This window comes from Clostridium sp. CM039 (assembly GCF_055081075.1).
On record NZ_CM143649.1, the window covers coordinates 1,212,917 to 1,239,619 of the forward strand.

At 31.1% G+C, this 26,703-nt stretch carries 24 protein-coding genes; 8 read left to right on the forward strand and 16 right to left on the reverse strand.

What is annotated here, in order from left to right; all coding sequences use genetic code 11:
- Window positions 1-58 precede the first annotated feature (58 nt).
- The 3 genes from ACWJJ2_RS05705 to ACWJJ2_RS05715 all read right to left on the reverse strand — a co-directional run bounded on the left by ACWJJ2_RS05705 (window position 59) and on the right by ACWJJ2_RS05715 (window position 2,322).
- Window positions 59-445: a HEPN domain-containing protein gene (locus tag ACWJJ2_RS05705; protein WP_220286931.1), complete on the reverse strand. Its 387-nt coding sequence runs from the start codon at window positions 443-445 to the stop codon at window positions 59-61.
- On the reverse strand, window positions 420-848 hold the full coding sequence (locus ACWJJ2_RS05710; RefSeq protein ID WP_220286932.1) for a hypothetical protein: 429 nt from the start codon (window positions 846-848) through the stop codon (window positions 420-422). Before ACWJJ2_RS05710 ends, ACWJJ2_RS05705 begins: the two co-directional genes overlap by 26 nt.
- Before the next feature lie 100 nt (window positions 849-948).
- Window positions 949-2,322, reverse strand: coding sequence for a DUF4317 domain-containing protein (locus ACWJJ2_RS05715; protein WP_462953039.1), 1,374 nt, complete (start codon window positions 2,320-2,322; stop codon window positions 949-951).
- Between the two features lie 366 nt (window positions 2,323-2,688).
- Between ACWJJ2_RS05715 and ACWJJ2_RS05720 the strand changes: the two genes are divergently transcribed.
- Window positions 2,689-3,849, forward strand: a complete 1,161-nt coding sequence (locus tag ACWJJ2_RS05720) for a metallophosphoesterase (RefSeq protein WP_220286934.1) — start codon at window positions 2,689-2,691, stop codon at window positions 3,847-3,849.
- Window positions 3,850-4,082: 233 nt separating this feature from the next.
- Window positions 4,083-5,303 (forward strand): flagellin lysine-N-methylase, encoded by a 1,221-nt coding sequence (gene fliB / locus ACWJJ2_RS05725; protein ID WP_216303732.1) that lies wholly within the window; start codon window positions 4,083-4,085, stop codon window positions 5,301-5,303.
- Window positions 5,304-5,373: 70 nt separating this feature from the next.
- Here fliB and ACWJJ2_RS05730 read toward each other — a convergent pair whose 3' ends face one another.
- A complete protein-coding gene (locus ACWJJ2_RS05730; protein WP_216303733.1) occupies window positions 5,374-7,113 on the reverse strand; it encodes an ABC-F family ATP-binding cassette domain-containing protein in 1,740 nt (579 codons plus the stop codon).
- Between the two features lie 309 nt (window positions 7,114-7,422).
- Here ACWJJ2_RS05730 and ACWJJ2_RS05735 point away from each other — a divergent pair, with 309 nt between their 5' ends.
- The 4 genes from ACWJJ2_RS05735 (at window position 7,423) to ACWJJ2_RS05750 (ending at window position 9,646) form a co-directional block, all read left to right on the forward strand.
- Entirely contained in the window at window positions 7,423-7,803 is a 381-nt protein-coding gene (locus ACWJJ2_RS05735) for a GntR family transcriptional regulator (protein ID WP_165412281.1), read from the forward strand.
- Window positions 7,800-8,660, forward strand: a complete 861-nt coding sequence (locus tag ACWJJ2_RS05740; protein ID WP_462953960.1) for an ABC transporter ATP-binding protein — start codon at window positions 7,800-7,802, stop codon at window positions 8,658-8,660. Before ACWJJ2_RS05735 ends, ACWJJ2_RS05740 begins: the two co-directional genes overlap by 4 nt.
- On the forward strand, window positions 8,660-9,301 hold the full coding sequence (locus tag ACWJJ2_RS05745; RefSeq protein ID WP_216303736.1) for an ABC-2 transporter permease: 642 nt from the start codon (window positions 8,660-8,662) through the stop codon (window positions 9,299-9,301). The genes ACWJJ2_RS05740 and ACWJJ2_RS05745 overlap by 1 nt, the downstream gene beginning before the upstream one ends.
- 111 nt (window positions 9,302-9,412) lie before the next feature.
- Window positions 9,413-9,646 (forward strand): hypothetical protein, encoded by a 234-nt coding sequence (locus ACWJJ2_RS05750; protein ID WP_165412278.1) that lies wholly within the window; start codon window positions 9,413-9,415, stop codon window positions 9,644-9,646.
- A 111-nt stretch (window positions 9,647-9,757) separates the two neighbouring features.
- Here ACWJJ2_RS05750 and ACWJJ2_RS05755 read toward each other — a convergent pair whose 3' ends face one another.
- The 11 genes from ACWJJ2_RS05755 to ACWJJ2_RS05805 all read right to left on the reverse strand — a co-directional run bounded on the left by ACWJJ2_RS05755 (window position 9,758) and on the right by ACWJJ2_RS05805 (window position 22,012).
- Window positions 9,758-9,964, reverse strand: coding sequence for a hypothetical protein (locus ACWJJ2_RS05755; RefSeq protein ID WP_216303737.1), 207 nt, complete (start codon window positions 9,962-9,964; stop codon window positions 9,758-9,760).
- Window positions 9,965-10,139: 175 nt separating this feature from the next.
- Complete coding sequence (locus ACWJJ2_RS05760) at window positions 10,140-10,310, reverse strand: hypothetical protein (RefSeq protein WP_165412276.1); 171 nt, start codon at window positions 10,308-10,310, stop codon at window positions 10,140-10,142.
- A gap of 268 nt (window positions 10,311-10,578) precedes the next feature.
- Window positions 10,579-10,965, reverse strand: coding sequence for an SMU1112c/YaeR family gloxylase I-like metalloprotein (gene gloA2 / locus ACWJJ2_RS05765; protein ID WP_216303738.1), 387 nt, complete (start codon window positions 10,963-10,965; stop codon window positions 10,579-10,581).
- Window positions 10,966-11,727: 762 nt separating this feature from the next.
- Complete coding sequence (locus tag ACWJJ2_RS05770; protein ID WP_253198235.1) at window positions 11,728-12,888, reverse strand: cell wall hydrolase; 1,161 nt, start codon at window positions 12,886-12,888, stop codon at window positions 11,728-11,730.
- A gap of 301 nt (window positions 12,889-13,189) precedes the next feature.
- Window positions 13,190-14,143 carry a TDT family transporter gene (locus tag ACWJJ2_RS05775; protein ID WP_220320080.1) on the reverse strand — a complete coding sequence of 318 codons (954 nt, stop codon included), beginning with the start codon at window positions 14,141-14,143 and terminating at the stop codon, window positions 13,190-13,192.
- A gap of 12 nt (window positions 14,144-14,155) precedes the next feature.
- Window positions 14,156-14,620: a C-GCAxxG-C-C family (seleno)protein gene (locus tag ACWJJ2_RS05780; RefSeq protein ID WP_216303740.1), complete on the reverse strand. Its 465-nt coding sequence runs from the start codon at window positions 14,618-14,620 to the stop codon at window positions 14,156-14,158.
- A gap of 245 nt (window positions 14,621-14,865) precedes the next feature.
- Window positions 14,866-16,278: a phosphoglucomutase/phosphomannomutase family protein gene (locus ACWJJ2_RS05785; RefSeq protein WP_216303741.1), complete on the reverse strand. Its 1,413-nt coding sequence runs from the start codon at window positions 16,276-16,278 to the stop codon at window positions 14,866-14,868.
- Window positions 16,279-16,318: 40 nt separating this feature from the next.
- Window positions 16,319-18,721 (reverse strand): GH36-type glycosyl hydrolase domain-containing protein, encoded by a 2,403-nt coding sequence (locus tag ACWJJ2_RS05790; RefSeq protein ID WP_462953961.1) that lies wholly within the window; start codon window positions 18,719-18,721, stop codon window positions 16,319-16,321.
- Between the two features lie 142 nt (window positions 18,722-18,863).
- Window positions 18,864-19,745, reverse strand: a complete 882-nt coding sequence (locus tag ACWJJ2_RS05795) for a carbohydrate ABC transporter permease (protein WP_462953962.1) — start codon at window positions 19,743-19,745, stop codon at window positions 18,864-18,866.
- Window positions 19,746-19,768: 23 nt separating this feature from the next.
- Complete coding sequence (locus ACWJJ2_RS05800) at window positions 19,769-20,638, reverse strand: carbohydrate ABC transporter permease (RefSeq protein WP_216303743.1); 870 nt, start codon at window positions 20,636-20,638, stop codon at window positions 19,769-19,771.
- A gap of 108 nt (window positions 20,639-20,746) precedes the next feature.
- Window positions 20,747-22,012, reverse strand: coding sequence for an ABC transporter substrate-binding protein (locus tag ACWJJ2_RS05805; protein WP_216303744.1), 1,266 nt, complete (start codon window positions 22,010-22,012; stop codon window positions 20,747-20,749).
- Window positions 22,013-22,373: 361 nt separating this feature from the next.
- Between ACWJJ2_RS05805 and ACWJJ2_RS05810 the strand changes: the two genes are divergently transcribed.
- On the forward strand, window positions 22,374-24,134 hold the full coding sequence (locus tag ACWJJ2_RS05810; RefSeq protein WP_462953963.1) for a cache domain-containing sensor histidine kinase: 1,761 nt from the start codon (window positions 22,374-22,376) through the stop codon (window positions 24,132-24,134).
- A gap of 17 nt (window positions 24,135-24,151) precedes the next feature.
- Window positions 24,152-24,973, forward strand: a complete 822-nt coding sequence (locus ACWJJ2_RS05815; protein WP_216303746.1) for a response regulator transcription factor — start codon at window positions 24,152-24,154, stop codon at window positions 24,971-24,973.
- Between the two features lie 56 nt (window positions 24,974-25,029).
- On the opposite strand, the gene brnQ is transcribed toward ACWJJ2_RS05815, so the two are convergent.
- Window positions 25,030-26,277 carry a branched-chain amino acid transport system II carrier protein gene (gene brnQ / locus ACWJJ2_RS05820; RefSeq protein ID WP_216303747.1) on the reverse strand — a complete coding sequence of 416 codons (1,248 nt, stop codon included), beginning with the start codon at window positions 26,275-26,277 and terminating at the stop codon, window positions 25,030-25,032.
- Window positions 26,278-26,703 lie beyond the last annotated feature (426 nt).

The following is a 26,703-nucleotide window of genomic DNA, read 5'->3' on the forward strand; positions in this document are numbered from 1 at the left end:
ATTTGAATTCCCTTTTAACTTGTTAAAGACTAGAAAGGCAGTAAAAATAAAATAAACATTATCTACTCTGCATCAACATGATTTGATTAAGCCACTCAAATGCTGCAGTATATATAATTAAAATATCCTCTTTAGATTCTCTAAAATTCACATTATATCTTGGCTCTGATACCCATCTAATAATTTCAAATTTCCTTTCGACTATTATATTCGGCACCTGTGTCCCTTTAGGAAGAGACGAAATTAAATAACTTATATTATGTGTCTTATACTTTCTGTCAGTCAAATCATTCCCATTAAGCTCTAAAAGTGCTTTAATTATTTTTTCAATTGCTTGATTTACATGATAAGCCGCATAATTAATTTCTACTTCGTCTGTGCAATTTGTAAGACCAAAATTCGCATACTTCAAATCACTCTTAGCAAGATGCAGATAATTGCTCATATATTCTTACCCCTTTCGCCCAAGCGTTCCTATAAAAATTATTATTTTCCATATCACTAAGGAATAGTTTTTTATTATATCCAAATAAATCAATTTCTCCAAACTCATGTAAATCTACAGTTGGATAAAACTCAGAAAAATCACCTAAAACGATTATATCAATATCACTAAAGCTACTACAGAAAAGCGTTGTGGCACTACCAAACACTATAATATCAGTGATGTGCTTACCAACATTATCTTTTAATAATAGATTAGCAATTTCATAAACTTTCCTTTGTTTGACTGGATGTATACATTCATAATTATCCAACCCAATTAAATTTTCAAATTTATAATTGGTATTATTACTTGTATTAAAAATATTATCTAATGCATAGAAATCTTTTAAACATTCTATCATAATATTTCACCTTCCTATTCTTATATTGTATCACTACATAAATTGAGTGTAAATAACAAAGGGTGACTGTCACTTGTCGAAAGGTGTAAAGTTAGTTGTTTTAAATCAAATTATCTATACCATTAACCGTAGTTTGTTCATTGTCATTAATAGGAATAACTATGCATTTTTGGCCATTAATTATTTGAGATTTTATTTGAGATACTTTTTCGGGTTTTACTTGTAGTATAACATCATAATGAGGGGTAACATTATTATCTTCTGAAAATGCATCTGGAACTTTCTCTAAATTAGTTTCTAAAGTTTCTTCTAAATTAGTTTCTAAATCTTCTTCTAAAACCACATTATCATCATTAACTTCTGTAGACAGGTCAATTTCATTATCTATAGTATTCTCTTGTTTAACTTGATCAAGTCTAGCTTGAAGTATTTCCACTTGTTTGTGAAGGCGTTCTTCCTTTTTTCTTTGCACATTTGCCTTAAGAGCCTTTGCGTCAATTAAATTCTTTGCTAAAGTGATATCATCACCAAAGTTCTCTACATAGGAGTTTTCAATCTCAGTAGTAATTTCCTGCGGAACTTCACTTTCTATTAAAAGTTTTTGTATATCCTTCTTTGTTAAGCTTATAGGTTCACAGTCTGCATCATCGTTTAAATCATTGTATTCTTCTATCATTGTGCTTAGGTTTTCTTGTATATCCATAAAAATTTTATCAGCTTTATTTTCATCAGAACTAAAAGAATCTTTAATAATTGATTGGAATGTTTCCTTTTGCACCGTAGCCGTTTGTTTTGAAGGACAACCTAGAACATTTTCCATTAATTCAGAATGTGTATCCTTTGCATTTTTTGTATAATACATAATAGAGTTAACATCGCAGCTACGATCAATAAAAGCAGGAAACACAAAGCCATTAATCGGGGACTCGACTACCCAATCTCTAATACGTGCTTTTATTTCGTTTTGCTGTTCAAAGTATCTAAGACCAGGCTCTGAAAGTGAAACTGGACATATTGCACATAACACATATTCATATACTTCTTCAGATTCATCTATCTTTATATTATCTCTGGTTTTGCTAACAACATCATAAGCATCATGAAAAAAGAGTATTAAAAAATTACCAGTGTAATCATAATTGTCTATAATCAAATCATAAAGGTTATCTACAAGAGCATCATCTTTTAATTGACTGTTTTTAAGCTGCATAAGTGAAGTCTGTCTTTCATTTGTAAATTCTTCATTAACTTCAAAGTTAAGTTCTAAAATATTATTCCCAATAGTTCCAGACAGTACTTTTTTAGCAATTTCTAAATATTTAAAGTATTCATCCTCATCTAAATTTAGAAAGCTTTCTCTAAATTTTAAAATAGTATGTTTTTCTCCATTAACATAGCAGCCACACATTTTAGTGAAGGTGCATTGCTCTTTTTTAAAACGTCTTTTTAACTCAAGTATATCTTTTCTTCTCATGTATAAGCTCCTCAATTTATAGACAAACCTTACGTAAATTTATAGTTGAAGTGGTTTGTCTTTAGTATTTTTTGTTTGTAGCTATAATTAATATATTATCGTTATTAATTATAGTATTTTTTTTACAGAAAATAAAGGATTTATATATCAGTTTTTTAAATGATTTCTATTGAGAATAGAATAGCAACACAGCTCGTACATTTTATTTCCAATTTATGGTATTTGTTTTTCTAACCCTACAGTATGAATTATTGGTAATTAATCTTTGCAATCTCACCAATAGACTGTGCGAAAACACAACATCATGGTATAATTTTATATAGTATAAAATTTTATAATAAAAAAACAATATGAAGGAGCAAAAAAATGAATGGATTAATGATACTTATTGCTATTTTATTTATTTGCTTGTATGGAAGCATAAATTATTATATAGGTTTAAGGATGTGGCAGAACCTATTTCGCCATATTCCTTGTATAAATCCCAAAATATATTGGATACTGTTTTCAATAATAGCATCATCATATATTGTAACAACGCTTATACCTTCTTTCATACCAGCAATAATATCAACTAAATTAAATATTATAGGATCATATTGGATGGCAATAATGTTTTATCTTATTTTAATATTGCCTATAATAGATTTAATAAGAGTTATAAATAGAAAAATTATAATTCTCCCAAGAAGTTTATCTGGCGATACTAATGTTTCGTTAATAGTAATGGGTCTAGTAGTTGCCTTTATATTTGGTGTAATGATATATGGTACTTGGAGTGCTCGTAGCGTAAGAGTAACAAAGTATGATCTAAATGTTGATAAAGTTGCGGGTAATCTAGAGACCTTGAAGGTTATTATGGTCTCGGACATTCATCTTGGGATTATGGTAGATAATAATAGGCTTACAGGTATGGTAAATAAAATCAATGATTTAAAACCTGACATTGTGTTAATACCTGGAGACATTATTGATAGTAGCATTGACCCTTTTGTAAAAGAAAACATGCGTGATAACTTTAGGCGAATTAAAAGCAAATATGGAGTGTATGCCTCCCTTGGTAATCATGATGGAATGGGAAGTAATGTAGATGATGTAGTTAAAAATTTTGAGAATGCAGGTATAACTGTGCTGCGTGATAATTCAGTTTTGGTAAGTGATAGCTTTTATGTTATAGGTAGACAAGACCCATCCTTAGAGCGTGTTACAAAAATTAAAAGAAAAGATTTGTCATCCTTAGTAAAGGACTTAGATAAGACAAAACCATTTTTGCTTATGGATCATCAGCCAGTAAATTTAAGTGAACCTGAAAACCAGGGGATTGATTTACAACTATCAGGTCACACCCATAGAGGTCAGATATTTCCTGCAAATATTATAACCAATGGAATTTTTGAAATAGACTATGGGTATTTAAAAAAGAACAATTCTCAATTTATTGTATCTTCAGGTTATGGAACATGGGGACCTCCAATTAGGATAGGTAGCCGCTCGGAAATTGTTGAAATAAATCTTAAACTCAAATAATAAATAGTTATTTAGAATGTAGACGAAGCTACTATATTTCTTAGTTTAAAGTAATGTAGTAGCTTTTCCTTAATGGTTTATGGTTTAATTAGTAAGTGGGTCCAGCAAAGCGTGTCCCCACAACAGGGTCAGACCCTTGGCAATAAAAATACATCTGACAGACTTAAAATACTATAGTAAAATAAATATGAAACAGAAAACTTGAAATAATTTATATACAAAGGAAGTATACAATGGAAAAAAATATAAAAATGAGATATCCGAGCTATCTTAAAGAATTTAAATGTATAGGTGGAAAATGTACAGATAGCTGTTGTATTGGATGGGATATAGATATCGATAAGGTTACCTTTAGGCAATATTATAAGGTTCAAGACAAAGAAATGAAGCGAATGATTCAAAAAAATGTACATAATAATGATGAATACCTAAGTCCTGATATAGATTATGGAAAAATAGAATTAAAAACTGGAAAAAGGTGTGCTTTTTTAGATGACGAAAATTATTGTATTATTTATTCCAAAATTGGAGAAGAGTATCTTTCAAATGTTTGCACATCTTTTCCTAGAATAATTAATAAAGTAGATACATGTTATGAAATATCACTTGATATTGCCTGTCCGGAAGCTGCAAGAATTATTTTACTAAAAGAAGAAGGAATTGGGTTTAAAGAAAGTGAAGAAACTTTAGGCAAACATATACTATCAGGTGATATTGAAACCAGCTCTAAAGAATATGATAATTCGCCTTTTAAATATTTTAAAGAAATTAGAAATCTAAGTGTTGAAATAATACAAAACAGAAAGTTCGACTTAAGTAAAAGACTTTATATATTAGGTGATTTTATAAAAACATTAGAAGAAGAACTTAAATATAAGTATACTAATGTACCTAAATTTATTAGGGAATATGATATGAACTTAGTTAGTGATGGTTATGAAAGAGATCAATTAAGTTATATTGTTCAGATAGATTTTTTCAAAAAGATGATAGGCTTCTTAAATGTATCTAAAGAAGTGGATAGTCTTTATTTTAAGGAATATACTAAGCAAATTATAGCTGGATTCAAGTTTGATGAAGGTGGCGACATTAGTAAACATTCAGAAATGTACATAAAAGCATTTGAAGATTATACTGAAAATTTTATGAATAATAATAGCTATATTTTCGAAAATTATTTGGTGAATTTTATGTATAACTATATGTTTCCATTTTCTGAATCAGAATCAATATTCGATGGATATATTATGCTTTTAGTAAGATATTCATTTATTAGATTTTATTTAGTTGGTAACTATCTATATAATAAACAGGATAACAAAGAAAATATAGTTGAATTTATTCAATCTTTATCGAAGACCATAGAACATCACAGAACTTTTTTAATTGATTCAATAAATTATATGAAAGAAAATAAACTTGATAATATACAATTTGCTAAAACACTTTTATAAAAATAAAAAATATTGAGTTCTCAATGTATATACAAGAGAGCTCAATATTTCCACTTAAACTTTGCTAAATTTAGAGTAACTTAATCAGCTCTTCTAACTCCTGCGATAAAACTTTTGCAAGCGTAAAATCAATATCTTTTAAAGCCAATTCTATTTTTGTTTCGACTAATTTTTTCTTTTGTTCAATTTCTAAATAGTCTTTGTCAAAATGATTAGCATAAATCATCTTTCTAAATTTTCGCATACTCATTTTTCTAATTGTCTTATCTTCTATGATTAAAACAAAATCCATACAGTTTACTATAGAATAGAAATCATGGGAAATCATGAGAATCGCACCTTTATAGTTTTCTATGGCTTTTTCCAGTGCTATTTGTGAATATGTGTCTAAATGACTTGTCGGTTCATCAAGAAGCAAAATGTTTGCTTTACTAGCAGAAACTTTAGCCAGTTGAAGCATATTTTTTTCTCCACCAGATAAAGCCCCTATCTTTTGATTAATGGCTTCTTCTTCGAAACCATAACCAGAAATATATGCTCTAACCTCTTGATTAGTTTTAAAACCAGCATCTAAGAACTCTTCAAGTATCGTATTAGACTCATTTAGTGTTTTGCCTTGAAGTTGAGACAAATAAGCCACTTCAACATCTTCATTTATCTCAATAGAATCATGATTGTTTTTAAATATTTCTCGAAGTAACGTCGTTTTCCCGGCACCATTTGAACCGATAAGAGCTACTTTATCAGTAGATTTAATCTCAAAGTTAACATTTTCTAGAAGCATATCATCAAAGGCAACACTGTAATCATTAACTTTTAAAACAATGGTTTCTTCGATTTCATTATCTGTAACTAAACTGATATTTGGTTGTTTAATATCTACAAATGGCGATTTAATTCTACTTTTTTCTAATCTTTCTTGAATTTTAACTCTAGCATTTAGAGCTTTCCCTTTAGAAGATTGATTATACTCAGTTGCGAGAAATCTTAACTTCTTTATTAAGATCTCGTTTCTCTCAAGTTCTTCATTATCAGCAGCAGCTAGTTCTTGTAACTCAATTTTCGTTTGAAGTAATGAGAAGTTATACTCAATATAGTTTCCATCAAACTCTTGGATCTCCATGTTTTCAAGGTGTAGAATTTTATTAAAACAATGATTCAATATATATCTGTTGTGCGTAATAATTAACATTGTTCCAATGTGCGAATTAATTAGATCTTTAAGCGAATTAAGGTTTTCAAAGTCTAAAAACACATCGGGTTCATCCATAATCATTAAGTCTGGACTATTTAGCATTTCCTTAATTACTTGAATAAGCTTGAATTCCCCACCACTAAGTTCAGATATCATTAGATCTTTATACTTGCTTAAGTTTGCAAGATTTAAGTTTTTATTAATGATATTTTCGAAATCATCCCCATTAATTGCATCAAATGCGTCTAAAGTTTGTTGATACTTTTCTAGTAAAGAATCAATATCCGAAGATGTTTCCATTTCACTGCAAATAGATGTTATTTCATTTTGTAGTTTAATAAATTTTTCCCCTATATATTCGAAAACTGTAATTTCTTTCATTTCGCCCTGTTGCGAGAATTGACTTACATACCCAATTCTACAATTTAGGTCAATCTCGAGCTTTCCATCGAACATATATTTTTCTGGATCCATAATTATATCTATCAGTGTACTTTTTCCACTGCCATTTGTTCCTATAAAAGCACAGTGTTGACCATCTTCTAATGTAAATGAAATATTATTATATAGATCCTTTTGCGGAAATGAGTAGGACAAGTTATCAATTTTTATCATATTATTACCTCTCTTTATCACTAAAAAAGAGCCTATAAAAATAAGCTCTTCAATATATTGTATTTTCAATTGCAATTTTACACTTATTTTTATGTAGTAAAGACATTCTACTGAGTTTACCATTGTTAGCATAACATTTTTTACGACTAAATTCAATCATTTCATATTAAAGCTTCTCGTGATATCCGTTAATTCTAAAAAGTCTTTGCGAGCCGGGTACCCACTAACATGTTGACAAAAACACAACCTAAGTGTATAGTGTGTATTAAGTTAATACACACTATACACTTAGGGAGGTGATAAGGTGATATGAAGATTTTAATTTCAAATATATCCAATATACCCCTATACCAACAAATAAAAGACCAACTAAAAGATATTATTTTTAAAGGTGAGATGTCTGAGGGTGATCCACTTCCATCTATCAGAAATTTTGCCACTGATTTGAAAGTAAGCATTCTTACTATTCGTCGTGTCTACAATGAATTAGAGCAAGAGGGATTTATTACAAGTCAGGTGGGCATTGGCACTTTTATTTCTGCTGGTAATTTAGAGCTGCTTCGTGACTCTAAACGGCGTATTGTTGAACAAAAAATGCAGGACTTAATTCAAACAGCAAAGACGTTAAAAATTTCTAAAGAGGAATTAAATGCAATGATGAATATTTTATATGAGGGGGATGAACAATGAACAATGTATTAGAAGTATCAGGATTAAATAAATCTTATAATAAATTTGCCCTTTCCGATGTTAGTTTTTCTTTACAGGAAGATTGTATTACAGGTTTTATAGGTATTAACGGGGCTGGTAAAACAACCACTATACAGACCATTCTTGGTCTTGTAATGAGAAGTGCCGGTACTATCAAATTCTTTGGAAAGGATATTGATAAACATGGGCATGAGTTGAAAAACCGTATTGGAGTTGTGCTGGATGATGGCTGCTTTTATGATGAATTGACAATGAAAGAAATGAAAAGCATTATTGCACCGTCGTATTCAAGTTGGAATGAGCAGGATTACAAAACCTATATGGAACGTTTTTCACTCAATCCACGCCAAAAGATTTCAACACTTTCAAAAGGTATGCGTATGAAGTTCGCATTAACTTTGGCACTTTCCCATGAGGCAGACTTACTTATTATGGATGAGCCTACAAGTGGACTTGACCCCTTAATTCGAAGCCAATTCATGAATATCTTGACAGATTATATGAAACAAGGTGGCAAGAGCGTTTTCTTTTCAACTCACATAACTTCAGATCTTGATAAAGTTGCAGATATGATAATTCTTATTAACAATGGCAAAATTTTATTCGAGGAAGAAAAGGATACATTGATTGATACCCATCGATTAGTAAAAGGTGATAGCAAGGATTTGACTATTGAAACCAGAAAACTGTTCTTAAATATTCAAGAAACAGGATTTGGATTTACTGGTATCACCAATAAATTATCTCAAGTTCAAAAAAGCATAAAAGACATTTTGGTTGAAAGACCTACCATAGAAGATATTATGCTGGGCTATGTCGAAGGAGGGGGAAAATAATGCTGGTACATCTTGTTAAAAAAGATATCTTACTTATAAAAAAATATTTACTGCTTTTAGTTACTTTTCCATTTGCTATACCCCTTTTTATGATGATACAACCATCCCAATTTTGGGGGCTTAGTGCTTTTTTGTTATCGGTGATTTTTTCGGTGTTTATGTTGTATCAATATGTTTTGATGGCCGAAATGAAATACCCTAAAGCTGAAGCTCTGCTGTGTTCTACGCCATACTCCCGTAGTAGTCTTGTAAAAGCAAGATATGCTTTTCTCCTATTGATCTTTGCTTATTGCTGTGTGGCATATAACGTATTAGCACTGCTATTTGTCAAAATTGAATATCTTACTCCGTACAACTATCTTATTGCACTGCTGATTTCAGTAATCCTATTTGGCGTATACACACCTGTACAATATAAATTTGGCTTTGAAAAAACAAAGTATTTCTTCATGATATTGATCATGGGAACTCCATTTTTATTGACTGTATTAATAAAAGCCAATATTAAACTCGATTTTACGGTATTGTCTGCAATGCCTATATTGGTCCAGTACTTAATGCCGATTGTGGCTATAATTGCTATCCTCTTTATTTCTATGAATATATCTATAAACATTTACTCAAAGAAAGAATTGCTATAACAGCAGTATAACTTATACATTTTGAGAAAGGAGCGATAACTATGCATGCTTTACCAACCCCAGTAGTAATAATATGTGTGCTGTTCCCCTTTGTGTATTTAACTACAGGCAATGGATTTAGTTAAATCAAAAGTAAAATTAGATACTAACGAAACTTTTAATACAACTAATCAAAGATTCCAGAGAACAGGTATTTATAATGGTGATGATTATTACGCGATAGGAAAATCTTACAAAGATCCTGTTAATCCTGAACAAGAATATTCCTTATGTTTATATTTAGTAAACATTAATACTGGCGCAATTACGCAATTTACACAAGGAATATGTACACCAATAAATTAACTTTTGTTTAATTAATTCACTATCTTGTAAATATATATAAAAAAAACACAGTAGAGAAAGTATAACTCTACTGTGTTTTCAATTTTAAGATTTCCAAGTAAATTAATTCATCTAGTTTTTATTTCTAGTTCCTTGATTAGCAGCTTGTACGCTAGCATTTCCATTAACCTTATATCCATTTTTAGCATTTTTACTATCTAAACTATTAGCCATAAGGCTTTGATCTTTTTGTTTCATGGTCATATTTTGGCTCAGACTATTTTCACTATTAGGTATAATATTTTGATTGTTTTCAGCTATGGTTTTATTTTGACTCATAAAAAGCATCTCCTTTACTAATTATTTTATATTATAATGCCCATAAGTTAATGATAATATCATATTTAGTTGAATTTGAGAGTTGCTAATCAATAAAAAAAAGCCTACCCCTAGATTTCTCTATGAAATAAACTTTTAGAGTTACATATATTTTATTAATAACAAGGGAATTTATTCATTGACCCCTGTTATTTTTACCAACTAAACCTCCGCCATTACCTGATGATGCGCTTTGTGATCCATAGATTGATGCTCTCTTATTATTTTTTTGCGTGGAAGATTTTGCTTTTCTTTCTTCAATAATTTTTTTCATTATTTCCATGTTTTTGTTTATATCATTTTTCATATTTTTACCCTCTTTTTTTTATTTTTTACGGCTTAAAAAAACTTCATAACTAATACCTTCTAAATTAATATTCACGATAAATATTTTCAAGGTAGGTCTTGTTATTTTACTAATTTATTATACCCTACAAACAGCCTTTTGAGCAACACTGCTTGTCTGTTTTATCTCTGTAATGGGCCAGACCCTTGGGAAATTATACAAGTTAAAAAAGCTCTTCAAAGATATTTATGCTATGACATACAGTTGTCAATTTTAAAATGCTATCCTACTATTTTTCATATAATTCTATAGGTAAATCATCTGGATCACTAAAAAAAGTAAATTTTTTCCCCGTAATCTCATCAATTCTAATATGCTCAGCAATTACATTCTTATCAGCCAGTTCTTTTATCGCCTCATCTATGTTATCTACCTCAAAAGCAAGATGCCTTAGTCCTCTTGCTTCAGGATAACTCGCCCTTTTAGGTGATTGCGGAAAAGAAAATAATTCTATTTGATAATTCTCTCCAACACCTAAGTCGAGCTTATATGATTCTCTATCTTTTCTATATGTTTCTTTAATGATTTTCAAATCTAAAACATTAACGTAAAACTCTTTAGATCTTTCATAATTTGAACAAATAATAGCTATATGATGAATCTTATTTAACTTCATTTTTTTATCTCCTTCTTTATATTACGTACGCAATTTCTTTCGACTGCACCACAGTTTAAGAATACTGCGAAGCATTTAGTTTTCTATTAATATATATGATATTTTAATAATAACATATGTCCTCTACTTAAATCACTAGTTTGCAACTTTTTCACACCAGCGTATTATTAATATAGGAGATGTAAATGCATATATTTTTTACTCATACTCATCATTATTATTTATATATCCCTCCTCCACTAACAATCATTGAAATTTCTTCTTAAATAACATTTATTATTAATTGAAAATAGTTGTTTACAAACATCTATTACTATGATATTATTAATTTATAAACAAAACAACAGAATTTAATTAGTACAAGAGATGGAAGTGATTCCACAAAGATATTAACCTTCATTAGATAAACTAAAAGAATTGCTAATAGAAAGGGGATAGTCCAATGTTTCAAATTAAGTTGTTAAAGTTTTTAGAGGTTAGTACAATTTATAAATAAGAGGTCTTTAAGATATGTGATAAGACAAAGAAAAATACTTTAGTTAAAAAAATTACTAATCTCTACTTAGTTCAAAATTAAATATTTGTATATATATAAGGGAGTTCACAAAGTGAACTCCCTTATTCATAATAATTCTCTGTACCATCCCAGTAAGAATATTTGAGTTTAAGATGATTAATAATTATGTAGTCCTAAGCAATAAATATATATGATTGTATTAAAATTAAATCTTTAGTTAAGAAGTTATCAAAAATACTCTATAGTCAGTCTTTTAGCATTTTAATAAATGTTAAATCGTCTATTCTTAATGACACTGGTTGTGGTAAAGTCAAGCCCTTAGGTGCACTACCACTATAAAAAAACAGTGCATTATTTGTTGGATCATTTCCACTGAGTGCTTCATTTGCAGCCTTAACAGCACTTGCCTGTGCAGGTCTGTTAATGTTACCATTTAGTATTGGAGTAAATTGATAAAAACCATTTGTTTTTTCATTAATAACAGCACTGATTGAATTTGGAAAACTGCTGCTCTTAACTCTGTTTAAAACTACAGCGCCTACAGCAACTTGAGCTTTATAAGATGCTCCTCCTGCTTCGGCAGTTATTAATCTTGATAGCAAGTCCAAATCACTTGAGTCATTTTTGATTGCTATAGGTTTAGTTTGCACTGAAGTATAACTAGCTATTTCTGGAGTTTTTACAACTTGTTTAGGGGATTCATTCCGTTTGTTATTAGCTTTTTTTGAATCAATTAATGCTTGTTTTTCTTCTGTTGCTTGTCTTGCTTCATTAGCTTGATCTATTACCAGTTGTGCGCCATATTGATTTTCTAGGGCATTCAATTTTAATGCTAATACATCTTGGTCTGATTTTTGTTCTGTTAAAATCGCTAAATTCTTTTTATTCTCAACCCTTAAAGATAGCAACTTTGTATTTTCTGCATCTAGCGCTACCTTCTTTAAATTAATTGCTGCTTCTTTTGTTTTCATATTTTTCATAACCTTTTGATCAAATGTTACTACCCTTTTAATATTTTCTACTCTGGATATAAAATCATCCATACCATTTGAGCTTAGCATAATGTTTAGATAGCTTGATGACCCATTCATATACATTACTCTCATTCTTTTATTAAAAATAATCTGTTCTGCTTTGATATCAACCTCTGCTTTTTCAATATTTATTTTTGTTTGCTTAATATTCTTTTGTGTTATAGCTATACTGCTTTCATTACTATCGATATTAGACACAATTGTTTCACGCTTATTGTTCATAATCTCAACTTTGCTTTCAAGGTCGTTTCTTTGAGTTTGAACCTGATGAATTTTTGCCTTATCTGATGCAGAATCTGCATATACGGTAGTAGAACCAACGCTTATAATTACACCAAGTGCCATTACGGCTGAAATAATTTTTTTGTTCAATTTTCCATTCCCCCTACATAATATTTTATTTTTAAATATATTATGTTTAAAAGTATTTATCATCTGAACATAATAACATACAGAGATATGTTTAGCAAATATTGGTCTTTGAATTATTTGTAATATGGCGCCCAGTTATCAAATTGTCTATCATATATATTCTGTTCATTTTGAGGCTTTTCTGTTCATTTTGAGGCTTTTCTGTTAATAGCTTCTTAAGCTTTTTTCTTCCAATATAAGTAATAAAAAGACTATAATTAGCTTTATATCAAATCTAATCACAGTCCTATTTATTATATGTTTAGATCGCTTCGTCTATTTTAGAATTTTTGGAGATTTTATCCTCAAGAAAAAGAAATTTAAAGTATCTTGCTAAAACATAAATAACGATTAAAACAGCTAGTACTTCTTGAAATTTAACCAAATATTTTAACATATATATTGGTTCTTTAATATTAACTAGATACCCATTAAGTTGCTTCATAGCAACTGCGCTTATCACCATTGGAAAAGTAAAAGCAGAATAACTTGGGTAAAATTTAGTTTTAAGTAGCTTTGGTAAATACAAAATCACCACTAAGAACATTATAAATGCTAGACCTCCTAAAAAGCCTAATATAAAATTATTTTTCACTGTAAAACATGCTAAATATCCAGCTAAACATAAGCTAGCTGGAGCCGCGAATATTGAAATAGTTGGTAGTGCCTGCTCTTGAATTCCCTTAATAAAGAATGTCCTATAAATCACAATAGGCAACAATAATAAATATGATATAAGGCCAAACCAGAAAATACCTTTTCCAAGGCTAATTAAATTATAGGTAGGTGCAGTCATACTTGCTACCACAATACCAACATAAACTACAAAATAGCTTGGAAAAACTTTTTTTATATCAAAGTTAAAAATAAATTTTGCAGTAAAACAAATTAGTAAAAAACAATGCAGTAATAAACCAAAAGACCACACACCAAAGGATATTGAATGAGCATACGGAACTATGTAAGTTGCCAAAATCATTAAACCCATAGTAAAAGTAATCATTACGCTGGCAACAACTGGGTTTTTAAAAGACTCTACTACACTTTTTGTATCAAAAAATATCTTAAATATAAGGAGTACTAATATTAATGAAGCTACAACTCCAAAGATGTTCCTGTATATATCACCATAAGATAATAATAGATTACCAGTTGCTGCTAAAGCTAACATTAACCCTGCAATTGGTACAGGAGTTTTTTCTATCAGGCTTTTCATTTTTTTACCACCTTATTCATCAATATTTACAAGGCCGAGCTCTCTAACTATAATTTGCGCAGCTTTTTCAGCTATTTCCCCAGTAAAGGAAATGCATTGTGCTTGATGTTCTCCAGAAGTCATGTCCATTCCGTGAGTAAGGACTTTACAACATAACACCTTATGGTTATTTTTAAAGCTCTCTTGTAATTCATTAGCAAACTTAAGAGCATTTTGCACCTTAGGATCTCCAGCTGTTGTTCTCCCAAAGAAATAACCTATGCACATTACTCCGCCTGATACAGCACCGCAAACACATTTTGATTTTCCTATTCCAAGAGGAAATCCTGAAGACATTGCAATCATCTCATCTGGCATTGGAATTTCAAAATTGTTTTTTATTGAGCTAACAATAGCTTCGGAACAAAAAAAATCACCTTTTCTGAATGACTCTTCTGCTTCTCTTCTTATTTTTTTAATACTAACTTCATTTCTCATAAATTGCCCCCTTTTAATAAAATATTCCACATACTATTATATATGTAATATTACAGCAAGTCCACTAGTTAATTGAAACACATGGACACCACCAATGGCCGCAAACAAATTGTGAACACAATTCCTTTTGTTATGGGTAACTTTTTAATTAAATCAAAAAATAAAAGGTGTATTCTATACCATAATTAGGTATAAAATACACCTTTTATTAAATCATCACCTTCTGTGCTGCAATATTAATATGCTTATAAGTTTAAGAATTCTCTCATAATATTACTTATTTCATTGGCCATAGCTTCATTTTCCATTTCAGAAAATACTCTTAAAAGCGGTTCTGTGCCAGAGAATCTTGCTATAATCCAGCCACCATTTCTAAAATATACCTTTAAGCCATCTTCGTAGTTTGTTTTTTCTACTTTATAACCAAAATTTGGGATTAACTTATTTACGAAAAGTTTTGTCCTAATCTGTTCCTTGTCTTCTATGCTGAATTTATAATCAGATTCTGTCATGTAGAAGTATCCATATTGCTTATGAATTTCTTCAAGTAATTCCGATAAGCTTTTTCCTGTTACACTAAGCAATTCGATTAGAAGGCTAGCAGCAAATATTCCGTCTTTTCCCTTAATATGCCCACGAATAGTTAATCCACCACTGCTTTCTCCTCCGATTAATGCATTCTTTTCTTCCATTTTTGAGCTTATGTTCTTGAAACCAACTGGAACCTCGTAGCATTCCTCACCAAAGCTCGCTGCTATTTTATCTAGGAGGTGAGTGGTTGCAAGGTTTCTTACAGCTCCACCTTTCCATCCCTTGTACTTTAATAAATAGTAATATAACACAGAAAGAATATCGTTTGGATGAATAAAGTTACCTTTTTCATCTATGATTCCAAGTCTATCAGCATCCCCATCTGTCCCTATCCCGATATCATATCCTTTTTCAACTACTAAATCCTTTAAACGATGTAGTGTGTGTGTGCTTGGGGAAGGTAATCTTCCACCAAATAAGGTATCGTGTCTATTATTTATTATTTCAACCTCACATCTTGCAGTTAAAAGTATAGTTTGAAGGCAAGTCTTTGAAACTCCAAACATTGGGTCAAGAGCTACCTTTAGTTTGCTATTCCTTATAGACTCTATATCTATCATGCTGATAATTGAATCTATAAATTCATTAAACGGATCTATAATTTCAATTAAACCATCTGCTATTCCTTTATCAAAGATAACAAGCTTAACATCATCTATAGTAATATTGTTTATAATTTCTTCAAGACTTCTTGTAACGTCTTCTTTAGCATCTCTTCCACCCCTGGTGAATATTTTGAGTCCATTGTAATCAGCTGGGTTATGGCTTGCTGTTACAGCTGCACCATAGTATGCATCTAAAGAATTCACAGTGAACATTATTAGAGGGGTAGGTGCAGATTTTCCTACTAAAAAAACCTTTATTCCATTTCCAGCCATTACTTCTGAAACCCATTTTGCTGATTTGTCAGATAAAAATCTATTATCATAACCTATTACAAAACCACTGCCCTCACATTTTTCATTTTTCATAAGGTTTGCAAGAGCTTGAGAAAGAAGTTGTACATTTTTTTTTGTAAAATCTTCGCCTATAAAAGCTCTCCATCCACCAGTACCAAATTTAATCATATTTTTAACTCCTTTACTAATTTTAATATACTTACTTTTATTAGCCCATTATAGCAACTATAATATTTTGTGAACCAGCTTTTTGTGGCTTAATAGCACCTTCCACTGCCGTTCCATTTAAAATTATTTCTTTAATACCCCTCTGTACTCCATTTGGATTTTTTATGGTTATATTATAAGTTGCTCCACGCCATAGACGAGTAACTTCGAATTCTGTCCAATCTCCTGGTATACATGGATCTATAATCATGCCATCAAAGTTAAGACGAACTCCTAGCATGTAGTGAGTTGCTGCATAGTATGCCCAACCAGCACTTCCTGTAAGCCATGGGTGCCTTGCTCTACCGTGAGCTGTATGATCTTTTCCCATCACGAATTGACAGTATGAGTATGGTTCGGCTTCACGAGTCTCTATCATATCATTTTGATTATAAGGTAATAATGCGTCGTAGAACTTCATAGCACTCTCACCACGTCCAATCATACATTCAGCAACCCAAGCCCAAGGATTAGGATGACTGAAGATAGCTCCATTTTCCTTAACTCCCTTGTATACACGAGTTACGAAACCTATTCCATCATTTGGTTTGGTATAGGATGGTGACGTTAAGTGTAGACCAAAGTCTGAATATAAATATTTATCTACCGCATCCATACAAGCCTTAGCCCTTTCTGGGCCCGCTACACCAGAAATAACAGCCCAAGTGTTTGACTCAAGGTGAACCTTTCCTTCTTCATCTTTTTGAGTTCCTATTTTTTCTCCATCCGATGTAATTCCACGAATATACCATTCCCCGTCCCAAAGCTCATTTTCACATATTTTTTTAACTTTACTCGCTATTGCACTATATACCGATACATCTTCTGTTCTACCTAAGAAGTTAGCACATTCAACAAAGTTGTTTAGTGCCCAAAAATGCAGGAAAGATACTAGAGCACTTTCCCCTCCTACAAGGTTTAAGCAGTCATTCCAGTCTGCTCTAAGACCTTTACATATCCCTGTAGCTCCAACCTGCGACCTTGAGAAATCAAGTATTTTCTTCATGTGATCATATACCGTGGCTTCTCCTCCATCAGCAAAAGTAACCATCGTATCAAACAACTGGGCTTCACCAGTCTCTTGTACATATTCACATATTGCTGCAATCAGCCATAATGCGTCATCTGAGCATGCATCCTTTAATCCATGTACTACATCTGACATGTTTGGAGTTGGTACAACTGTTGGTGATTTTGAAGGTGAGATTTTAGCAACCTCTGGATCAAACCATTCTGGTTGGAATAAATGTAATCCGTAACCTATGCTCGACTGTGCACGAAGAAGTTCAATTATACGTTGTTTGCACTTTTTAGGATTTGTATGAGGAACACACATAACATCTTGAGCAGTATCTCTATATCCAAGTCCTGTTCTTCCACCTACTTCTATAAATGAAGCAAATCTTGAGAACACAACGTTTGTTTCTGCTTGATAAAGGTTCCATGTATTTATCATGGTATTCATGCCTTCATTTGGTGTCTTAATCTGGAATGCCGATAATTTCCTTTCCCAGTATTCGTTAAGTTCATCAAATGCTTTATCTACAGTAGCAACATTTGAATATTTAGCCTTCATTTTCATGCCTTTAGCCCTTGCACCAACACCAACCATAAATATAAGTCTAGTTTCTTCTCCTGGAGCTAAGATTACTTTTTTATGTAAAGCACCACAGTGATTTCCACCGAGTTCTGAGCTCCCACTACAAATTCCCTTTTCTACAGCTATTGGATTATCTTCAGTGTGGTAGTTTCCTAAGAATTTATCTCTTAAACAATCATAGCTCTCTGGTTTAAAACTCGATGCTATGTATTGATAACCTGTCTCACCATTATCATAAAAAAGATCATTTTCTATAACTCCATCTTCACAACTAGAACCTGATGCGTATAAGCTCATCTGGAAGTTTTCATTATCCATATCAATATTTTGGAATGAGAACTCTACATAAGAAAACACACTTAATTTACGTGGAGTTGTTCCATTGTTCTTTATCTTTACATCCCATAATTCTACATCATCGTTTACTGGAATAAACAAAATCTGTTCTGCACTTATATCGCTATATTCGCAGGAAAATTTGGAATAAGATAGCCCATGACGGCATTTATAATTTGCCTTTTTAAGGTCTTTGCCAACTGGCTGCCAAGAAATTGTCCAATAGTCGCTAGATTCATCATCACGAAGGTAAACATAGTGGCCAGGTCTATCTAGTGGTACGCCGTTTGGTCTAAAACGAGTTATTCTATTGTACTGTGGCTTTTTATAGAATAGGTACCCACCTGCATTTTGAGAAATTACAGCACACATATCCTTTACCCCAAGATAGTTCGTCCAAGATACTGGTACATCAGGGCGTTCAATAACATATTCCCTGTTTACATTATCAAAATATCCATATTTCATTTTATCTTCTCCCTTTACTATAATTTAATTGTACTACTAACTTGATTTAGTTCTTCTTTAAATAACTCCTTAGCATTGCTGGATATTTCTATAGTACAAGCACAGTAATATTATCAAATCCTTTCAGTTAGGTTGATTTTCCTTATCCCTTAACAGCACCAGCCATCATACCCTTAATTACATATTTTTGAGAAATTACATAGAGTGCTATCACTGGAATTATTGTTATTGTGAGCGCTGCCATCATCGCACCATAATCCGTGTTAAACTGGCTTGAAATTTGTGTTAAAAGCACACTTATAGGTCTTAATTCCCCTGTAAGATATACAAGTGGGAGAAGTAAATCATTATAAGACCATAAAAAAATCATTATACCTGAGGTTGCGAGTATTGGAGTAGACAATGGGATTATTATTCTCATAAATATTTTTGGTATACTACACCCATCTATTATCGCAGCTTCTTCAAGCTCAACAGGAAGAGACTTCATAAATCCTGTCATCATAATTATAGCAAAATTTAAAAATCCAGCAGTATGTGGTACTATTACAGCTAAATAAGTGTTATTAAAATGAAAAAACTGCAATATTTTAATATTAGGAATAATAACTGCAAACTGTGGAACAAGCATACTAGCAACTAAAAGTATCATTATTGGTCCATTTAAAAAGAACTTAAATCTTGCTAGTACAAATGCAGCCATTGCTCCAAGAATTAATACTAATACAACAACAGTACCAGAAATAACAAGACTATTAAAAAACCCCCTAGGAATGTCTATTTGAGAATATTTTCCAAGCGATTCGAAGTTATCTAAATTAAATTTAGTTGGAAAACTAAGAGCGCTAGAAATTATTTCAGATGAACTCTTAAAGCTATTCATAATAACCCATGCTATTGGTGCAATGGTTGTTATACCCCATGCTATTAATATAAAATGTGTAATAATCTTCGACATCTTAACTTTTGAATTAATATGCTTTTTTTCTATATAAATATCTTTTGAAACTTTCGAATTTAACATACTCTAACACCCCTCCATAACAACTAATAACTTATTGGATCTTTCCTTGATATTAATGTAGTAATAATAGTCAAACCAATTCCTATAACAACCATAAGAATAGATAGTGCAGACCCATAGCCTTGATTCATAGATTGGAATGTAGTTTGATATATATATGTGCTCAAAACCTGACTTGAATTCATAGGACCACCCTGCGTTATTGTAAATATAATATCAAAAACCTTTATAGCTGATGTAATTACCAAAGCAATAGTTGTAATTATTACATCCCTTATAAGTGGAAGTGTTATATATATTGATTTGGTTAATCCCGTTGCACCATCCAAAGATGCTGATTCATATATATCACTTGGTATTTTTGTAAGTGCGGTCATAAATATTACAAAATAAAAACCTGTCATTTGCCAAATATACGGCATCATAGAAAGTAATGCTGAAGATTTTTCAGTTAGCCATATTGTCTTTGACATACCAAATACACCTAAAATGTTATTCAAAAGACCTGCATCATACTGATATGTAAGTGAGAACAAAAGTCCTATTGCGGAACCTGATACTACAACAGGAAAAAAGAAAACTGTCCTATAAATCTTAAAACCCCTCTTGACTCCATCCATTAACATAGCAAGGAGTAGAGCGAATCCAATTTCAAATATAATACATAATACTATTAATAATAGTGTGTTTTTAATTGCTATCCCAACTACTGGGTCATGTAGAAGTCTCCGATAATTTTCTAAACCAATAAAAGACTTTTTCATTGAAAAATAATGCCAATCAGTTAAACTAAAATATAATGTTTGGATTAGCGGATTGAATAGAAAAACCGTAATTAAAGTAAGGGCTGGCGCTAAAAATAAAAAAGCATATTTTTTATCCTTTAAAATCATATTCATTACTCCCCGAAACATTATTTTAAAATACACAATGATCAATAAAATTTATTATATATTGAGCATTGTGTATTATTAATTAGAGATATTACTACTGAGTCTTGACTATTTTACTAATTTTTGTGCCTCATCGAGTACTTGTTGTGATGTCTTCTTTCCAGAAGCTATATATTGCATACCTTTCCATATAGCTGTAAAGGCTTCCTGATTCATATTATCTCCAGCAGGACCAGTCATGCTAGTAGCTTTAGTCGTAAAGTCACCGATATTTTTTGCTAGTGCACCACCTGTAGTTGAAGATGGTACATTTTCAAGTGGAACCCCTCCTTTTTCAGCAAACTTAGCGAGTTGTTCTGGCTCTGTCATAAACTTAACAAATTTAATACCAGCTCCATTTTTCTTATCATTAAGAGCCTTAGTTACATACCAACCTGTGCCTGTACCACCAATGATGTCATTAGCATTAGCTTTTGCACCTGGTACTAGTGGGAACGGTATTACACTAACATTTTCCATACCCTGAAATGCTCCACCTGCCCAAGAACCTGAAATAAACATTGCAGCTTTCTTATCAGCAAAAGCCTGAGAACAAGCAGCTTGTTTAATTGTTAAGGCATCTTTTGTAAATGCTTTTTTATCATAAAGGTCTTTAGTTAATGCAAGTGCTGGAGCCCAACTCGCATCAAATAATTTACTATGACCGGAAGCTCCACCTTGTGAAAGTAATAATGTCTCAATTAAATAATGTGGTTCTTCAGCAAACGAACAAGCGATTGGGGTTATGTTCTTTGCATTAAGTACTGGAATAGCCTTTATAATATCTTCATAAGTCTTAGGAATCTCAAGTCCGTTATTCTTAAATAAATCGGTATTTATCCATACTCCTTCAAAAAAACCAATGTAAGGAAGTGCATAAAGCTTACCATTATACTTTGCAGCATCTAGTCCTGATTTCTTAAAGTTTGCAGCCCAAGTAGCATCCTTAGCTAATTCATCTTCCCAAGAAATTACCTTACCGGAATCAACAAGCGGTTTTCCAGATGCGCTATTAAATCCGTATGTTACATCTGGTTCATTACCTGAAGCGAAATCAGTATTTATTTTTGTTTTAAAAGCCTCACTTGCAGCAGAAGTAGCTTCATCTATAACTTTAATTTTCGGATTTTTAGCTTGGAAATCTTTTATAGCCTGTTGCCATACTTCGGTGTATGGGTCTGCACCAGTAAAAGTTGTTTCTACTCTAATTGTTACTTCCGTCTCCTCTGCAACTGTTGTACTTGTAGCTGAATTCTTGCTACCGCATCCAGCTAAAGCTGAAGTTAAAACAGCAGTTGTCATGAGCAAACAAAACAATTTTTTGGATTTCTTCATTTTGATATCCCCCTATTTTTATTTCTACAATATTATTAAAATATTAAATTATGAGCTTTGTGCTTATTAATAATACTGATTGAATCTTTTCAAATTAGCAAGTAAATGTTTACATGATACTTCTTACTTACAATCATATTATAACATTCATATCAAAAACTTAAATCAGTCCATATTGGTATTTATTTGTTTATTTTGGCTTGTCTCCAAAATATGGTAATTTACACATTTGAATCAATGCTTTTTTTGTGATAATTTCTTTTTAATATATAATTAGTTCCGGAATTCATTCAGCCTAATATAAGGTATACTTATAGAAAACATATTAAAATTAAAATCAGCTTATGAAAGGACTTTTATTATGACAAAACATTCTATGAAATCCAAGCTTATTATTATTGCAATTCTATTCATTCTTTATCCTATAATAATTATTGGCTATTTAGGATATGTGAATTATTCAAAAACGATTAAAGAAAAAGCTATAATGGACTATCAAAGTGCGGCCCAACAACTAACCCATTCGCTTTCAGACAGAATGGATAAGCTTAACCTTTACTCTATACAGCTTTTTTATGATAGTAAAATAATTGATACAAACACTTTAATTAATACTAATAATTTAGATTTTATATATGAAAACAGTTTTCAACGGTATTTACAATCTTTACTTTTCGCTAAATATGAGCTAAACGAAATTCTCATTAAATACTCTGATAGTGGAAAGGTTTTTCAAGCAAATAGAGCCTTTGCTGCTACTACGGATTGTTACGCTAATATGGATAAGTTAAATGAGATAGCCATAAAAGGAAAAGGCTCTCCAGTGTGGTATGTAGCAAGTAAAAACGGGAAAATAGATGGTATATACTTAGCAAAATCCATATACGATTCATTAAATGTGAATAAGGTAGTGGGTCTTTTAGCACTTAAAATAGATAATCAATGTTTTATGGAAATATTTAACAATGCCATGATTAACTCAAAGCAAACTTTGGGTCTCTATAGTAGCGATGGCCAATTAATATTTATAAATGATAGTTTTGATGTAAATACTAATAAATCCATACAATCTTTTCTTAATTCTAATTTAGACAAAGGTGAAGGAGAGATAAAGACTAAAAGTGACTCTCTATATATGATATATGACACAATTAAACCAACCAAATGGAAACTTGTTGTTGGAATTTCAGGAAACGTATTGTTTAAAGAGATACGAAAGGTAGCCAAATTTAGTATAATTCTATGTATAGCCACTCTTCCCATTTGCTTATTACTTATAAATTACTTATATAATACAATGATACATCCACTGAAGGTATTAATAAAAAGAATGAAGGAAATAGAAAATGGTAATATGGGTGTAATAATAGAAAGTGATCGCAAGGATGAATTTGGTTTCGTATTTCGTACCTTTAATAAAATGTCGAAAAACATAAAGACCCTAATTGATACAGTATATAAAGAGCAAATTGTAATGAAGCAAGCTGAAATTAATGCATTGCAAGCTCAAATTAATCCTCATTTTTTATATAATACACTTGAGTCCATTAACTGGAAAGCAAAAATTCACGGTGATGATGAGGTCAGTGAAATGATTTCTGCTTTTTCGTACATTATAGAAGCAAACCTAAATAGGAGCAACGAGAAATTTATTCCTGTTTATAAAGAAATCGAATATATCCAAAGCTATAAATTCTTAATACAGAAACGATTTGGAAAGAAAATAGGATTTAATTTAAATATTGATGAAGACACCCTAAATAACAGGCTTCCTAAGCTTTTAATTCAACCTATAATTGAAAACACAATATACCATGGACTTGAAATGAAAAAGGGTGGAGGAACAGTAGATATTATAATAAAGAAGGAAAACAATCAACTAATTATTACTGTGGCAGATGACGGGTTAGGTATTGAAAAAAGCAAATTACTAGCCCTAATAGAAGACATGAGTGATGATAAATTTCCAGAGTCAGAAAATTTCTTGGATAATTCTAAGATAGGCGTAATTAATGTGCATCGCAGAATTAGACTACTTTATGGTAAAGATTACGGACTAAAAATAGAAAGTCAAGAGGGTATGTGTACGATTGTTACAATTAAAGTACCCGCCGACATATAAAAGGGAGTGTATATTAAATGTTTAAAGTACTTATAATTGATGACGAAGAAATCATAAGAGAAGGCCTAAAAACTGTTATTGATTGGAATTCATTAGGGTGCAGCGTTATAGGTGAAGCCTCAGACGGGGATGAAGGACTAGAAATGATTTCATCAATGCAACCTGACATTGTCTTCACTGACATTAGGATGCCAGGTTTAAATGGTTTAGAAATGATCTCTAAACTAGAAAAACATAAGCATGAATGTAAAATAATAATATTATCTGGCTTTAGAGATTTTGAGTATGCCCAACAAGCTGTTAAACTTGGAGCCTTTAGATTTCTTCTTAAACCCACAAATACTAAGGAATTAATCCTCTCCATTAAAGAAGCTATTATTGAACTTAAAAAAGTAAAATCAAATGAAGAAATCTTCAAGAATTTGAAAAGAAAAGTTAAAGAAAATTACAATTTAAGTGATGACGTTACAATCATGGAAGATAAATCACTTAATACTAATGAAAAAAGTTCTAAGTTTCTTGTAGTTAAAGCCCTGTCTTTTATGAAGGAGAATGTAGCTATGGGCTTAACCTTAAAAGATGTATCAGCCTATTTATATATCAGTACCTGGTACCTTAGTAAGCTGATAAAAAAAGAGACTGGTAGTAACTTTATTGATATCTTAAGTGAAATACGTATTGATGAGGCTAAAAAACTATTACTTCAACCCCAATATAAAATTTATGAGGTTTCAGCAATGATAGGTTTTACAGACGTAACTTATTTCAATAAACTCTTTAAAAATAATACTGGTTTAAAACCTACGGAGTATCGAAATAAGATTTTTAATAATGAATAGGAATCAAAAGCTTCCAGTTTTTATGTAGTCTTTATAACTTAAAAGATTCTAGTGGATTAATCCACTAATCCTCTATTTTTAGTAATTTCATTTAATTTCACTAAATTGTTAGAAATTACAAAAGCAAGTATAGCTGGTATAATCCATGCAAATCCTAGATTGGATAAAGGAACATATTTAAAGAACCCAATGCTATTTGCTGTTAAATCATTTATAGTATTTAAAACACTTACTATTAAAACTGTGTAGGTAGTTATAGCAACTACCTTATTATTTTTCACTATATCGCCAAGCAAGGTAGTAACTATTAGAACAATTACAATTGGATATATAATTTGTAAAACTGGACCTGCCAATTTAATTAAACTATCAACATCCTTTGTAGCCATTACTCCACTTACTAAAGCCATACTAATAGCAATACTTTTATAAGATAATTTCCCCTTAGAAAGTTTAGCAAAGAATTTTGATCCAGCTGAAAGTATTCCTATAGCAGTCGTTAAACATGCAATAGTAACACATAAACTAAGTATAACACTACCAATACTACCTAGGTCTAATCTAACAATTTCTGTAACCAGACTAGTTCTAGATATACTTTTTGAGAACAAAGTAGTCGTTTGAGTTCCAAGGTACATAAGTCCAGTATATACAAAGGATAAACCGATTAAAGACACTACAGCCGATTTCATAGTTATCCTCATTATATCTTTTGAGCTTTCATAACCTCTTGCCCTAATAGATGCAAGAATTATTGATGAAAATATAACACCAGTCATAGCATCCATTGTTTGATATCCTTCTATTAAAGCTTTTGAAAATCCACCTTGGTAAGATGTAGATACAGTTGGCCCAATAGGATCTATTATTCCTTTAACTATAATTATAGTTAACATTAATAAAAGTGCTGGTGTAAGTATTTTACCTATATTATCAATTATTGAAGAAGGTTTAAGCGCAAATGCAAGCACTATTGCAAAAAAAGCTATAATCGATATGTTTTGTCCAATTAATGGAAATAAAGGATGTATTCCCAGTTCAAAAGTTGTTGCAGCAGTTCTTGGAATTGCGAATAAAGGTCCTATTACAAGAATTAAAGCAATAGAGACTATCACAGAAAATATTGGACCTACCCTATCTGCCATTTTTTCGAAAGTACCATTAATTTTAGCACAGGCAATTATTGCACATAGAGGAAGACAAACTCCTGTAATAAGAAAGCCTATAATTGATAATAAAACTGAGTTCCCTGCTGCTTTTCCTAATGTTGGTGGAAAAATTAGGTTTCCTGCGCCAAAGAACATTGCAAATAATGCAAAACCTATAACTATTGAATGCTTTGTTGAATTTTTGATTTATGTAACCTCCCTCTTAATTAATCTTTATAGTTTTTATAATAAATAAATCAGTACTTCTTTTAAAGATGATTTACTTTGTACATATTAACTTCATATTCATATTCATATAAATAGAAACAGAACTTGTCGGTAAATTGTAATTCAGCTATTACAATGATTACTTTCTCCTTAAATACAAACAATTACCTGTACTCGAAAAAAATTATACAATTCTCCTTTCAACTTTAGATCTAAAATTATTATTAATATCCCATCTTACCATTTTTTCAGTTTACTGTCAATTTCCCTTAGTAATGGAATTAGACTACAAAAAAAATTAAACGGCCTTAGCCCATGGAATTTAGGGCTTTATCCGCTTAAGTCAATTTTTAT

What these genes read in the sequence shown, in the direction of transcription:
- ACWJJ2_RS05775 (WP_220320080.1), bottom strand. Translation starts at nt 14,143, where the DNA reads ATGAAAAGCCTGATAGAAAAAACTCCTGTACCAATTGCAGGGTTAATG.
- ACWJJ2_RS05795 (WP_462953962.1), bottom strand. Translation starts at nt 19,745, where the DNA reads ATGTTAAATTCGAAAGTTTCAAAAGATATTTATATAGAAAAAAAGCAT.
- ACWJJ2_RS05760 (WP_165412276.1), bottom strand. Translation starts at nt 10,310, where the DNA reads ATGAAAAATGATATAAACAAAAACATGGAAATAATGAAAAAAATTATT.
- ACWJJ2_RS05810 (WP_462953963.1), top strand. Translation starts at nt 22,374, where the DNA reads ATGACAAAACATTCTATGAAATCCAAGCTTATTATTATTGCAATTCTA.
- ACWJJ2_RS05745 (WP_216303736.1), top strand. Translation starts at nt 8,660, where the DNA reads ATGCTGGTACATCTTGTTAAAAAAGATATCTTACTTATAAAAAAATAT.
- ACWJJ2_RS05780 (WP_216303740.1), bottom strand. Translation starts at nt 14,620, where the DNA reads ATGAGAAATGAAGTTAGTATTAAAAAAATAAGAAGAGAAGCAGAAGAG.
- ACWJJ2_RS05790 (WP_462953961.1), bottom strand. Translation starts at nt 18,721, where the DNA reads ATGAAATATGGATATTTTGATAATGTAAACAGGGAATATGTTATTGAA.
- fliB (WP_216303732.1), top strand. Translation starts at nt 4,083, where the DNA reads ATGGAAAAAAATATAAAAATGAGATATCCGAGCTATCTTAAAGAATTT.
- ACWJJ2_RS05710 (WP_220286932.1), bottom strand. Translation starts at nt 848, where the DNA reads ATGATAGAATGTTTAAAAGATTTCTATGCATTAGATAATATTTTTAAT.
- ACWJJ2_RS05715 (WP_462953039.1), bottom strand. Translation starts at nt 2,322, where the DNA reads ATGAGAAGAAAAGATATACTTGAGTTAAAAAGACGTTTTAAAAAAGAG.
- ACWJJ2_RS05705 (WP_220286931.1), bottom strand. Translation starts at nt 445, where the DNA reads ATGAGCAATTATCTGCATCTTGCTAAGAGTGATTTGAAGTATGCGAAT.
- ACWJJ2_RS05815 (WP_216303746.1), top strand. Translation starts at nt 24,152, where the DNA reads ATGTTTAAAGTACTTATAATTGATGACGAAGAAATCATAAGAGAAGGC.
- ACWJJ2_RS05800 (WP_216303743.1), bottom strand. Translation starts at nt 20,638, where the DNA reads ATGATTTTAAAGGATAAAAAATATGCTTTTTTATTTTTAGCGCCAGCC.
- ACWJJ2_RS05785 (WP_216303741.1), bottom strand. Translation starts at nt 16,278, where the DNA reads ATGATTAAATTTGGTACTGGTGGATGGAGAGCTTTTATAGGCGAAGAT.
- brnQ (WP_216303747.1), bottom strand. Translation starts at nt 26,277, where the DNA reads ATGTTCTTTGGCGCAGGAAACCTAATTTTTCCACCAACATTAGGAAAA.
- ACWJJ2_RS05740 (WP_462953960.1), top strand. Translation starts at nt 7,800, where the DNA reads ATGAACAATGTATTAGAAGTATCAGGATTAAATAAATCTTATAATAAA.
- gloA2 (WP_216303738.1), bottom strand. Translation starts at nt 10,965, where the DNA reads ATGAAGTTAAATAAGATTCATCATATAGCTATTATTTGTTCAAATTAT.
- ACWJJ2_RS05805 (WP_216303744.1), bottom strand. Translation starts at nt 22,012, where the DNA reads ATGAAGAAATCCAAAAAATTGTTTTGTTTGCTCATGACAACTGCTGTT.
- ACWJJ2_RS05750 (WP_165412278.1), top strand. Translation starts at nt 9,413, where the DNA reads ATGGATTTAGTTAAATCAAAAGTAAAATTAGATACTAACGAAACTTTT.
- ACWJJ2_RS05755 (WP_216303737.1), bottom strand. Translation starts at nt 9,964, where the DNA reads ATGAGTCAAAATAAAACCATAGCTGAAAACAATCAAAATATTATACCT.
- ACWJJ2_RS05735 (WP_165412281.1), top strand. Translation starts at nt 7,423, where the DNA reads ATGAAGATTTTAATTTCAAATATATCCAATATACCCCTATACCAACAA.
- ACWJJ2_RS05730 (WP_216303733.1), bottom strand. Translation starts at nt 7,113, where the DNA reads ATGATAAAAATTGATAACTTGTCCTACTCATTTCCGCAAAAGGATCTA.
- ACWJJ2_RS05720 (WP_220286934.1), top strand. Translation starts at nt 2,689, where the DNA reads ATGAATGGATTAATGATACTTATTGCTATTTTATTTATTTGCTTGTAT.